The 13731-nt window shown below is 38.1% G+C and carries 6 protein-coding genes; 1 reads left to right on the plus strand and 5 read right to left on the minus strand.

Annotated features, from left to right (window positions below; genetic code table 11):
• The 5 genes from PL_RS14970 to PL_RS14990 all read right to left on the minus strand — a co-directional run bounded on the left by PL_RS14970 (nucleotide 1) and on the right by PL_RS14990 (nucleotide 12029).
• On the minus strand, nucleotides 1-3294 hold the full coding sequence (locus tag PL_RS14970) for a SusC/RagA family TonB-linked outer membrane protein (protein ID WP_041882960.1): 3294 nt from the start codon (nucleotides 3292-3294) through the stop codon (nucleotides 1-3).
• A gap of 564 nt (nucleotides 3295-3858) precedes the next feature.
• Nucleotides 3859-4362, minus strand: a complete 504-nt coding sequence (locus PL_RS14975) for a lipid-binding protein (RefSeq protein WP_052496368.1) — start codon at nucleotides 4360-4362, stop codon at nucleotides 3859-3861.
• Between the two features lie 23 nt (nucleotides 4363-4385).
• Entirely contained in the window at nucleotides 4386-5882 is a 1497-nt protein-coding gene (locus PL_RS14980) for a SusD/RagB family nutrient-binding outer membrane lipoprotein (RefSeq protein WP_041882959.1), read from the minus strand.
• A gap of 10 nt (nucleotides 5883-5892) precedes the next feature.
• Nucleotides 5893-9105 carry a SusC/RagA family TonB-linked outer membrane protein gene (locus PL_RS14985; protein WP_041882958.1) on the minus strand — a complete coding sequence of 1071 codons (3213 nt, stop codon included), beginning with the start codon at nucleotides 9103-9105 and terminating at the stop codon, nucleotides 5893-5895.
• A 437-nt stretch (nucleotides 9106-9542) separates the two neighbouring features.
• The gene (locus tag PL_RS14990; protein WP_041883027.1) at nucleotides 9543-12029 is read right to left on the minus strand and encodes a M14 metallopeptidase family protein; all 2487 of its coding nucleotides are present in this window, start codon (nucleotides 12027-12029) and stop codon (nucleotides 9543-9545) included.
• 152 nt (nucleotides 12030-12181) lie between these two features.
• On the opposite strand from PL_RS14990, the gene PL_RS14995 reads away from it, so the two are divergent.
• On the plus strand, nucleotides 12182-13483 hold the full coding sequence (locus PL_RS14995) for a UDP-N-acetylmuramoyl-tripeptide--D-alanyl-D-alanine ligase (RefSeq protein WP_041882957.1): 1302 nt from the start codon (nucleotides 12182-12184) through the stop codon (nucleotides 13481-13483).
• The last annotated feature ends 248 nt before the right edge of the window (nucleotides 13484-13731 follow it).

Genomic DNA, 13731 nt, shown 5'->3' on the forward strand with positions numbered 1-13731 from the left:
TTAGAATGATACTTTTAAATTAACACCGTAGTTACGCAGCGAAGGTTGTGCAGTAAAGTCAAAACCTTGCAGGTTACCTGCACCAGCAGAGTTAACCTCAGGATCAGCGAACTGATTCGATTTTGGAGTCCAGATAAATAAGTTGTTACCAAAAACACCTATTGATAAGGCACCAAACGGAGTACGTCTTAACTGATCTTTAGTAAACGCATAAGAAAGATTTGCTGAACGTAATTTCACATAAGAAGCATCAACAATGTTTGTTCCCGGATTTAAATTTCCACCGTAATAATCCTGCTTATTATAAGTAATTGAAGTATTTGGTATACTGTTACCTGCCGCATCTAAAGTAACTGAATTAGGCCAGATCTGGTTGAATCTTTCTCCTCCTGTTTCAGCGGAAGCTCCAACAAATGCCAATATACTTTTAGTTCTCGAATAGAATACCCCACCATGTTTTACATCAAACAACATTCCGAAAGTCAATTGTTTATAACGGAAATTTGTTCCGAATGAAGCCTGATATTTAGGGTTATAACTTCCCATATATTGTGCCTGAGAAGTTGGCAGAGGGCGCCCTGTTTTTGGATCAACAACAGTTCTGCCTTGTGCATCTTTTAAGTTATCAACAGCATAAAACTCACCAAATGGTCTGCCTACAGCAGCGACAACGTTTGCACCCACAGCACCACCCGGAATAGAGATTTGCTCAACTCCTGGCATTAGTGACACGACTAAACTGTTGTTTTTGGTAAATGTACCATAAAGTTCCCAGTTTACATTTGTTGATTTGATTACTGTTCCTCTTAAACTTAACTCAATACCTTTATTCTGGATTTTACCAGCATTTACAAGAGAGAAACCATATCCAGTCGAGTTAGGAATTGGAACTGCAATAATCTGATCTTTTGAATTGTTTTTGTAATAGCTGAAATCTACAGAGATTCTGCTATCTAAAAACCCTAATTCTGTACCTACCTCAAAAGAAGTTGTTCTTTCCGGTTTCAGGTTAAGATTTCCGATTGTGGGGCTGGCAGTCAATCCAGCTACGTTACCAAAAGGGAAAGTTGTATTACCAAAGTTACCACTAACAATTGCTCTTGAATAGGTAGTCGCTAACTGATAAGGATCAGTATCGTTACCTACCTGAGCCCAGCTTGATCTTACTTTACCATAGCTTAACCAGTTATTCACTGAAGAGCTTTTTAATAATTCTGAGAATACGAATGATCCGCTGACACTTGGATAAAAGAATGAATTGTTCTGAACTGGTAAAGTAGACGACCAGTCATTTCTTGCCGTTCCTTCTAAGAAAAGGAAGTTTTTATAAGATAAGTTTAAATCTGCATAAACACCAACTAATCTTCTTCTGCTGATGTTATCAAGAATAACGTTAACAGGACCATTGCTGTTAGCCAGATTATACCACCCAGGAACAACCATACCACCAGAAGCATTTGTTGCAGTCAAAAGCGAATTAGCAGATCTCTGACGAACGTTGTTACCAATCATAAATGATCCTTCAAAATCGTCATTGAATTTATGACGGGCAGTAATCATTAAGTCATGTACAAGCTCAGTAACATTGTACTGGTCAATTTCATACAAACCATTATCTGTTCTGATATTACTAGCACCATATGGAGCATTCGCAGTACCAGGTGCAGGAGTAAAACTAAATTTCGGAGATAATAATCTGCGACGATCAGAATAAGTATCAATACCAACTCTTTCTGTTACATCTAACCATTTTAATGGTTTATAAGCCAGATTAACGTTACCAGTTACGCGGCTTACATCATTAAAGTTGTCAAAATTATCAAGCACCCAGTATGGATTCATAGTATAAGCACCATAATATCCATACGAATTTTTCTGAACTACACCATTTGCATCAGTATAGCCATAACCATTGTATTTATTATTTAAGTCTTTCAAACCAACCAAACTGATATCTCTTGGAGTTTGTAATACGTTATTAAATACAGAAGAGGTACCCTGACCACCAGCTACCTGGTTAGCACTTATTTTATTGTAGTTAAATGATACGCCAGCTGAGAACTTATTACTGAAATCTGCAGTACCATTAAATCTAACTCCGTATTTGTTGAAAACATCTTTATTACCAGGGAATACACCATTAGAATTTAAGCCGTTTAAACCTAAATAAAATGTCGTTTTATCACCACCACCAGAAAAAGTTAAGTTATTGTCTGTTGCAAAACCTTTATCGAAGAAATCACGAACATTATTTTTAACGGCAGAATATGCTTTAGTCTGACGAACACCATCAATAGATTGACCCCATGGCTGTACCACTCCCGTGAAAGGAGCACCCCAGCTACCATTTTCTCTAAAATCACCGTTATATACCGGCTGACCATTTAAGTAAACAGGGGCACCTGTTTTTGGATCAGCCTGATAATAGCCCTGACCATATTCATTTTGAAAATCAGGTAATTTCAATACTGAAGAAAATGTATTTGATGTATTAAAAGTAATAGAAGTCTTTGCAGCGTTTTTAGTACCACCTTTAGTAGTAATGATCATCGCACCGTTTGATGCACGTGATCCATAAAGAGCGGCAGCAGCAGGGCCTTTCAATACTGTAACCGAAGCAATATCATCAGGATTGATATCATTACCTCTGTTTCCAAAGTCTACACTTGATAAAGCAGAAGCACCATTACTTGCAGTACTACCAGCACCACCAATCTGACTTGTATTATCAATAGGCACACCATCAACAACAATCAGTGCCTGATTTGAACCACTAATTGAAGATCCTCCACGAAGAACGATTCTTGATGAACTACCTGGTGAGTTAGAAGATGTTGAAATGTTTACACCTGCTACTTTACCAACTAAAGAGTTAATAGCACTTGGGCTACCACTTTCAGTCAATTCAGCAGCTTTAATAGTTGGCGCTGAATATCCCAGTGTTCTTTTTTCTCTTTTAATTGCATTAGCAGTTACAACGATTTCACCAAGAGATTTTGAATCAGATAGTAAACTCACGTTGATTAAATTCCCTGCTTTAAGTGGAATAGATTGTGCTACGTAGCCAATTGAGCTGAAGTCCAATGCTGTTGCTCCAGATGGAACTTTAACTGCATATTTTCCGTCAGCACCAGTCTGAGCTCCACCTTGAGCTCCTCTGATTTTTACACTGACACCAGGAATTGGTTGCCCATCATCCTTTCCTGTAACAGTACCAGTTATTGTTCTGTCCTGAGCCGATGCGATCATCGCAAGAGACAAGAACAAGAATAAACTTAGTATAAGTTTTTTCATAAAAAATTTGTCTAGGTTATAAATTAGTTAATTAGGGTCCTAAGATAAAGTAAAAAATCGTTATAATTATTCTTTTACTCCTTTTTTGCGTGTTGTAACACAAAAATTATTAGACAAGATGTGTTCTAAATAAAAAGCTATAACGATAGTAAAATCAGCATTTTTAGACTGACGTCTATAAAATTCGTTTGCTGTTTTCAGGACAAAAACTACAAAACTAAACCAACCAAAGTTTCGTTATACGGAAATATATACATCTAAAAGAAACACACGAAAACAGCATCTTAAGTCATTGTTAATTAAAGCTTTGTCATCCACTTTCCTATCCTGAAAACCATCTTTTGGGAACATTTATTTAACAAAAACCATCATATAACGATTTAGCAAAAAATCAAACTCTTATTATTCAACTTTGAGGCTATAGTAATCAATACGACAAATAGCCTAAACAGACATGAAGTTTACCCATACCAAAATCACGCCTTTAAAAGATTTCACAAAAAAAGGGCTGTCTCCAATGTTTGAGACAGCCCTTTGAAATTACATTTCTATGATTTTTCTACCCTATGGAAGATTACCCGGAAGATCTGATTGGAAACCAGTCTTATGGAAACCTTCTACTTTATAGGAAACTCCGTTAATAGTGATATCAAGAGAAATTAAATCCGTTGGTGTTTTAGAACCAGGACCAACAGTACCGTTAGATACAACTTTTCCATTAGCTACGCTAAAGGTTGGAATAGTAGCACTAGTACCAGCAACATTGGCAGTGTTCGCTGCAGTAAATGTCTGGCTTGATACGTCAACACTAACTTTACCTTTCACACCCAGTGCCGTAGTTCCGGATTTAAGCCCGGTTGACTGAAGCCACATTTCAGTGCTTACGTTTGCTGAAGTGTTGTACGTAGACAAAACGATATAAGGACCTGTACCGTTAACTTTAACGTACCAGTCTCCTGCGAGATTCTGTACTGCTGTACCACCAATTTCCTGATCCTTTTTGCAGGAAGAAGAAAAGATCACCAGCAATGCCATCACCACAGTATTTATTATAATATTCTTTTTCATGTTCTTCTTTTAATTAAAATAAATTATTTACCCCACCAAACTTTAGTAGTAATCGGAACTGCTGCAGGTGTATTGCTATTTCTTCTTACCTCACTGTCAGGGAACACAAAACGTCTTGGAAAATTACCTTCACCCGTCACCCCATTAGGTGCATATACAATCTGTCCTGGAATATAAGCAGGATCATCAGAATATACAGCACTTATTTTTGGATAACCGGTACGGTTTTGCTCAAAGAAGGCTTCCAAACCATGAGAGCCAAACATTGATGCCCATTTCTGTGTAATGATAGCTTCTAATTTAGTTTCAAAATTACCTGTTGCCGGATACGCATAAGTAACTAAAAGACTTGCGGGTGGAGTAATTTTCACCTGAGCAAAAGCCGCAGCAACACCTTTATCATACATGTCCTTAGCTCCTGCTCCACCAAAATAACGCTCCAAAGCTTCTGCCTGCATAAAATATGATTCCGCAGCACTGATAAAAGGAACAGGATCATTTGCTTTTACCACAACATTGACTGCATCATTATACTCCGGATGTGTCGATCCATTTAAATAATCACCCTGATTAATCGAAGGTACAGGATTGTCAACTCCAAAATAAACTTTTGCTCTTGGATCAGCATTTTTATCCAGCCAGCTCGTAAAAGTGGCACTTGCTTTCAAATTATCCGGGGTATTTAACCTCCTGAAATTGTATTCAAAAAATGGATTACTTTTATTGGGTACATTAACAAAAAGATTAACCTGTGCAGAAATATCTAAAAATTTTGCATTAGCTCCATATAATGCTCTGATGCCAGCCTCAGCTTCTGCTGGTTTAGCATTGACCATACGCAAATACATTTTTAATTTTAATGTATTAGCAAACTTCTCCCAATAATCAAATTGCACTTCCTTCAACTCTTCAGCGCCAAAAACAAAATCGGTAGCTCGCTGTTCATCAGTCCATGGACCTGTTCTATAATCTTTAGATAATGCATCATCCATATCCTTAATCAGAGCCTGGTAAATTGTATAACCATCATCAAATTTAGGTTGTAAGATTGTACCAATTTGAAAAGCTTCCGAATATGGCACTTTATCATACAAGTCCACCAAAACCTGATAGGTATAAGCTTTCATGACTGTATACATCAGCTTATATCTGTAGTTTTTACTTGTATTAGCTAAAGCTAATCCTGTTGTGTAGTCATACAATCCGCCTGCATACAACTGGGTATAAGGTCCGTCTACAAATGCAGAAGCACTTTGCAGATCGTAGGTATCAACGTTTCTGAACTGACTTGAGTTATTATTCTGAGTCCAGTATTGTGCCCACATCCCACAAACAATTGACAGATCACCTCCAACTCTTCCTGCAGTAGACAACACCGCAGCAGGGAATAAAGTCTCCATTGTTGCTGATTCAACTGGTGGATAGTTTGGACTTTGATTTATATCTAATGATTTCTTACATCCAAGAGAAAGGACTAATAAAGAAACCACTGCTACTTTTTTATTAAATATTTTTTTCATGATCGATCGCTTAAAAAGTTAGGTTTAAAGAAAGGCCGAAATTCCTGGTAGACGGTCCTGATCTGAATTCACCAAATTCACTGGCAAGATCGTTTCCTAAGTTTGAAACTTCCGGGTCAATAGTACGGTTCGATTTAGGTAACCAGGTAAACATGTTTCTTCCATAAGCCGTAATTGTTGCTCTTTCAGATCCGATCTTTTTTGCTACAGATTTAGGCAAAGAATAACTAAGCGTAATATCTCTGACTTTTAAGAAGGTTTTATCCAGTATCCTGTTCTGATAAGCAGTCGCAAGACCTTGAGAAGTATAATAGTTAGCATTGAAATTTGCCTCAGATATCGGAATTGTATTTTCAACATAAGTAACCTGTCCGTTTGCACCTGTAACCGCTCTTACGGAATTTGGTATAATCATCGTACGTCTGTCATTATAAAGTGTTTTAGGATCATTACCCACAAAATTCAGTAAATCTGCTGTACCTGAGTAGAACACGCCACCTTTTCTGTAATCTAAAGTGAATGAGAAACTAAAATCTTTATAAGTAAATCTGTTGGTAAAGCCCATCACAAAATCACGTTGTGATGTTCCGTATTCTCCGTTTGTAGGTGCAACCAGAGGGAAACCATTAGCTCCTACAACTATTCTTCCCTGAGGATCATAAGTCGGTACCGGAGCTTCAAAAACACCCAGTGGCTGACCAACCTTAGCTACAAATCTTGCATTATAAGCTGAGTTCAAATCTACTGAAGTTAATCCATCAGGTAATTCTAATACTACGTTTCTGTTTCTGCTGAATGTATAACCCAGATCCCAGGTAATATCTTTTGTTTTAATCGGAGTTCCTGTAACAGCAATCTCAACGCCTCTGTTCCTTACCTTACCAAAGTTTACAACTCTTGTTGTATAACCAGTTGAAGGAGAAACACCGATTGGAAGAATTTGATTATTGGTAACACGACTGTAATATGTTGCATCAATTCCTAAACGATTATCAAAAAATTTGATCTCACCACCAAACTCAGTTTCTGTACTGATCTCTGGTTTTAAATTTTGATTGTTTAATCTGTCAGCAATCGAATATCCCGCAACACCACCAATAGGAGAAATAATATTTCCAAAACCCAGTGGAATATTGGCTCTTTGTAATGTATTATAAATTCTATATGGGTCTGTATCAGAACCAGTCTTTCCATAAGCAGCTCTAACTTTTAACAAACTGATTTTAGCCGCCGACAAATCAAATGCCTGAGACAAAATAATAGCTAAGTTAGCCCCAGGATAGAAAAAACTATTGTTTTTAGTTGGCAACGTAGAACTCCAGTCGTTACGTGCATTTAAGGTTAAGAAAGCATAGTTTTTGTAACCAAGTGTAGCAGAAGCATACATACCGAAAATTCTTCTGTGTGTTTCAGTATTGGTTGAAGTCGGGTCATTTGCAGAGTTGCTGATACTATAGAACCCTGGAATGGCCAGATTTTCAATACCAGTATACAATGCTCTTGATCCACGATCATTAAAGTTCATACCCACAAGACCGTTCAGATCAAAATCACTATCGATTTTTTTATTAAAAATCGCATTTAATTTAGAATCGTATTCAAAGTATCTTTCAGAACCTTCAACGACATTACCTACACTTGCCTGTCTGTTATAGGCTTCATCATTTCCACCGCCTGCCCAGCTTCCTGCAATAGGTGCATTTTTTGCGTTGAATAACTTAACACCAATATTATTCAGGTCAGCTCCCTGTTGGAACTGCATAGTTAGCCAGTCAGTAGCTTTAACTTTAAAATCCACGTTTCCATAAAGACGATCACTTTTAAAAACTGATCCATTTTCGTTTATTGAATAATATGGATTTTGAGAGAACGGAGAAAAATAATCGTTCACATTATTGAATTTGGCATTGTAGTCCTGAAAACTCTTAATTGGATAATCCACAGGAATCTGCAGAATATCTTCATAGAAAGAAGAACCAATTCCTGAAGTAGCCTGACCTGTCTGAACAGATCTTGTGTTCTTACCAATATAGTTTGCAGTACCAGTAATAGTTAAGGCTTTATATTTAGTTGATCCACCTAAGGTTAATGAATTTCTTTTGTAGGTGTCATTTTTTCCTGGTAAAATACCATCGCTGTAAACATTACCATATGATACGTTAAAAGTTGAATTATCATTACCACCGCTGAAAGATAAAGTATTATTAAATTCTTTACCAGTATCAAAAGCATCTCTAAAGTTACTTTTTACAGCAGAATATGATTTAGTTTGCTGATCACCGTCAACAATAGAACCCCATGGTCTGTTCATTCCATCTAATTTCGGGCCCCAGCTTCCATTCTCAGCGATATAGTTTACTTTACCCCATCCCTGTCCGTATTGATCCTGCAAATCCGGAACAATAGAAACCTGGGTGAATGATGCCGCAGTTGAGAAATTGATTTTCAATTTACCACTCTGTCCTTTTTTGGTTGTGATTAAGATAACACCACTTGATGCACGTGAACCATATAATGAACTTGCTGCAGCTCCTTTAAGGATACTGATACTTTCAATATCATTAGGGTTGATATCATTTGCCGCATTACCAAAGTCATAATTGTCAGTTAAATCACCGATACTTCCTACCGGAGCTTCTCCACCTGGACGCGCATTGTTAATTGGTACACCATCCACTACATAAAGCGGCTGATTGTTACCACCAATTGATGCAAAACCACGTAAGATAACTTTACTTGATCCACCAGGCTGACCAGAGGTATTGGAAATGTCAACACCTGCAATCTTTCCCTGTAAACCAGCAGCAAGATTTGTAGGTGCTGCTCTGTTGATTTCCTCAGAATTCACTACAGTCGAAGAGTAACCTAAGCTTTTACGCTCTCTGTTTACACCAAGAGCCGTAACAACAACTTCGTTTAATCCTTTGCTGTCACTTGTCAGCACGACATTCACATTTGAAGAAGATGTCAATGCAATAGTTTGTGTAATATAACCGATAAAAGAGAATTGTATCGATTTAACAGATGAAGGGGCTTTAACAGCAAATTTTCCATCTGATCCTGTTACAGCTCCGCCTGGAGCTCCAACTAATTTAACGCTAACACCAGGGATAGGTAATTTATCTTCCTGTGAGGTTACCGTACCAGTTATTGTTCGTTCTTGTGCTACGGCAGTCACCGCCACAGATAAGCATACGAACAAACTTAGTATAAGTTTTTTCATAAATAATTTAGTTAAATAATGGTTCAAAATTGATTGAAATGCAATCCCGCCAGGAAAGCATTTATTGAAATATGATAATTATATTCTGTATCTGACTTTAAATCAAATCTTTACAAAACATCATTATCCTTTAGATTTGGGCGTTCTTATCTTTCTTCAACGCACAAAGAATGAATAAGCAATGGAAACTCTTTCATTAGATTCAGTAGTTTAAGTTTGGGTCTAGTTAATTAATTATAGACCTAAGATAGATTTTTGGAAATTCTCCTTTTAAGATTTGCTAAAACGATACGCAATTATGACAGTTCCGTGACTATTCGAACTAGGACTATCAGCTTCAGCAAGTTGTATCGAACAAAATAGAATAAAATACCAAAAAACAGCAAAATGACACAACATTATTTCATCAATCTTTCAAAATATAGAAAACAGCCTGTTTAAAAAACAAGAAATATTGTATTTACAAAAAGTTGTTTCCCACTTTCCCAAAAAGAACGGAACAACAGGTCGCCCGAGAGATAAACGACATTTCCCTTACCAGCCGGCTGCACACCAAACAACATCCCCTGAGAAAGTTTATCCTGTACGTTTTTCCCTGCAATTCCTGTTACATAAGCATCCTGCTTAAGCACGCCAACATTCCAGCCCTTTTGCAGCGGTTCGTAAATTTTCTCATCTGTTTTTAACGTATAATAAGTGTCTCCCAAACCAATGGCGAAAGGATGACTTTTATCGAGCGTAACCCTGTAAATAGCTCCCGGAATAGCATCGGCCGAATTATCCCTGTCTTTTTCCCTGTAACTACGGGAGAAAACCTCTTTTTCTGTATTAACAGGCTGTTCTTTCTTTTTAATATCAAAAGGCTTTATCCCCGCAACACTTGAAATCGCATCCTCCATTAAAATCACTTTTCCGCCAAGATTAATCCAATCTTCCAGTTTTTCCATATTCCTGCGCATATAACTCCCGTCGGGCAAAATCAGCACATTGGTAGTCGCAAGATTCAGACTTCCTATAGCCTGCTCAGAAATAATATTCAAAGGATAATTTAATTCCCGGTCAAAAAAATGCCAGACTTCTCCGGCGCTTTGGGAAGAAATATCCGTCCCGGCAACCATTGCCACTTTCGGGACTGGCAAAAGAGGATAAACAGATGAGCCGAAATCTTTCCCTTTTTCCACATAACTGCCAGAAATGGGAATGAAAGGTTTTTTTAGCTTTTTAGATAGCATAACGATATCCGTTTCTATCATTTTATTAACCCTTTCATTTTCTGATCTGTAAATCAGCAAAGAGCCGGCCGGATGAATTTTACCTCCAATAGTAAAAGCCTGTTCTGCAATCCGAACCTTGATATTTGCCCGGTGCAATGCAATTAAAACCTGTGCATCTTCTACCGCATCCCAGGATAAAACCCATCCATAAGGTTTTGTCAAAACTATTGTACTGTCTTTACGGGGCTCCATATCCGGGAACTCCCCCGTCAGCAGCTCTTTACAACCGTAAGCATTCAAACCATAAGCATAAGGTAATGCCCAGGCGGTAATATCATAAGTATTTGAATCTGTAACAACGGTCTGTGGCTCAAAAAGAACATTGGCCAGCACGGATGCCGGTTGCTTAAGATTGATAACCATATCGTTTCTCCCAACACGAAAAAGAACCGTTTTCTTTGTGGCGAAGTTAAAACCGGTAACAGTCTTATCTCCTCCAAATGCATACTTAATATTATTCTTAGTCAGCAAAGCAGTCATCTTCTTCATCCTGCTTACATTATCTGCTTTCACAACATATGTCTTATATATACCAGAAGGATAAGCTACCGCCTGTGTGAAATATTTTTTAAACTCTGCTACCAGTTTATAGGAATTATCAGAAACCGTTTCCAGCGTAGCAAGTCCGGTTGTCAAATGATGATATATCCTGTCCGATAGGGTTAAAGAATCACCATTTGCAGTAATGACAACTAAACCTGCACCGATTCCTCCCTGCTCATAAGTCATTCCGATTGCACCGTTATATAATGGATAAGTATCTCCATACGAAGGATAAAGAAGATCGAAACGCTCTTTTGTAAAATACTGCCATCCGTTTTTATCAAAATATTTAGCATTATTTTTTCCGGCTATGACCTGAAATTCACGTTGAAAAGCGGTAATATCCTGATGCATGGGTTCAGCTGCAGGAGCAAAATAATACGGTTCATTATAACTCTGTTCATGAAAATCAATGTGTACCTCTGGCATCCACTGATGATAGAGTAATAAGCGTTGCTGCGTTTCTATTTGTGACTGCCATGCCCAATCCCGGTTAAGATCAAAGTAATAATGATTGGAGCGCCCGCCTGGCCACGGCTCGGTATGCTCTCTTGCCATGGGATTTGCATCGGGATTAACACCTGCTACCGCATTATAATAATTAATATATCTTTCTCTTCCATCGGGATTTAAACAGGGATCAATAACCACAACTGTGTTTTTCAGCCAGTCTTTTGTCTGCCGGTTCACACCTTCAGCCAGGCTATAGAGCATTTTCATCGCTGTTTCAGTAGAACTTGCTTCGTTTCCATGAACATTATAACTGAGCCATAAAATTGCCGGTTGTTTATTGATATTTACCAGTCCGCCTTCTGCCTTACTCAGGCTCAGGTTGTTTTTCCTGATCTGATCAAGGTTTGCCATGTTCTCTTTTGAAGAGACTACAGCGACAAGCAGTTCACGGTTTTCGTAAGATCTGCCATAATTGATCAATCTGATATTGTTATCCGCAGCGGCCAGATATTTAAAATAAGCCAGAACCTGATGATGCGAGGTAAATTTAGTTCCCAGCGGATAACCTAAAAAGGCATCCGGAGACTTTATCTGGGCCTGAATAGCCGTAAAACACAAGAGCAACGATAAAAATGAGAGGATAATTCTTTTCATCAGCATAGATCTATAAGATTAGGATAGTGTCATCAGGCCAACTTATTCAGGTTATTAATAATAAGTTAATTTAACACCAAAGTACTAAAGAATATTTTTTGTTTGTAATCCATAATGTAATTTTACCCACTATTATTTCAACAACCTAAGCTATGTCCCAGATTGAAACTATTTATCAGCATTACCTGTCAAACCCGGTAGTTTGTACCGACACCAGGAGTATTAGTGCAGGCTGTTTGTTTTTCGCTTTAAAAGGAGAAAATTTCGATGCAAATACCTTTGCCGGCGAAGCTTTGAAACAGGGTGCAGCATTCGCTGTTATTGATAATGCAAACTACAGGATAAATGATAAATGTCTTTTAGTTGACGATGTACTGACTACTTTACAGGATCTGGCCCGTTATCACAGAACTCAGCTTCATATCCCAGTGATTGGTCTGACAGGAAGTAATGGTAAAACGACAACCAAAGAACTGATCAATGCGGTACTTGCAGAAAAGTATAACTCCTTTGCTACAAAAGGAAATCTGAATAATCATATAGGTGTACCCTTATCCATTTTATCCATATCGGCGGACACTGAAATTGCAGTCATTGAAATGGGTGCCAATCATCAGAAAGAAATTGAATTTCTATGCACAATCGCTCAGCCGACTCATGGAATGATTACTAATATCGGAATGGCTCACCTGGATGGATTTGGTGGTTTTGAAGGCGTAAAAAAAGGCAAGGCAGAATTGTTCGCCTATCTGAAAAAAACACAAGGCATTGCCTTTGTAAACCGGGATAACGCTTACATCATGGAAATGAGCACTGTAGCCGGATTAACCAGCCTTGTTTATTATGGGAAAGAAGGAGAAAACACCATATCAGGACACTTGGTGAAATCAGACCCGCTGATCGAGCTGACCTGGAAAAAACAAAATGAAGATTTCAATGCTAAAGCTAATCTGACAGGAGCTTATAATTTCGAAAATATTCTGGCAGCAATCTGCATTGCTACATTCTTTGAGCTGAGCCCGGATCAGATCAACAAAGGTCTGGCAGGATATTACCCCAACAATAATCGCTCACAACTGACTAAAACAGCAACCAATACGGTTATTTGTGACTTCTACAATGCCAATCCCAGCAGCATGACCGCGGCACTGGCTAATATCTCTATACTGGAAGCCAAAAATAAAGTGGCTATCATCGGGGATATGTTTGAATTAGGCCCTGAAACAGAAAAACAGCATCACGAGATCGCTGCCCTGGCAGAAAAATCAGGTCTCCATACGGTTATTTTAATCGGCAAACATTTTTACCTCTTAAAAGATCAGTTTAGTGGTTTATTCTTCAGTACACCTAAAGAAGCAGAAGCCTGGTTAAAAGAAAATCCAATCACAAACAGTCTTGTCCTTTTAAAAGGATCCAGAGGAATGGCACTGGAACAGCTGCTTCCTACCTTATAAAGAAATTAACTGCATTTTTTTGATAAAAGAGGCTGTTAGCTATACCAGATTTCGCTGCAAACTGCAAAACCTGGTATAGCTAACAGCCTCTTTTCTGTATTACGGTTCTTATACAATTCTGTTCCACATTATACGTAAACAAGACTTCCGCTAGACACGCTTTACCATTGATACGCCATTGAAGCGGGTTTGATACGGGGTTGATACGGGTCGAGGCGTTTCAACCCCGTATCAAACCCGCTTCAACC

The organism is Pedobacter lusitanus (assembly GCF_040026395.1).
Lineage (GTDB): Bacteria > Bacteroidota > Bacteroidia > Sphingobacteriales > Sphingobacteriaceae > Pedobacter > Pedobacter lusitanus.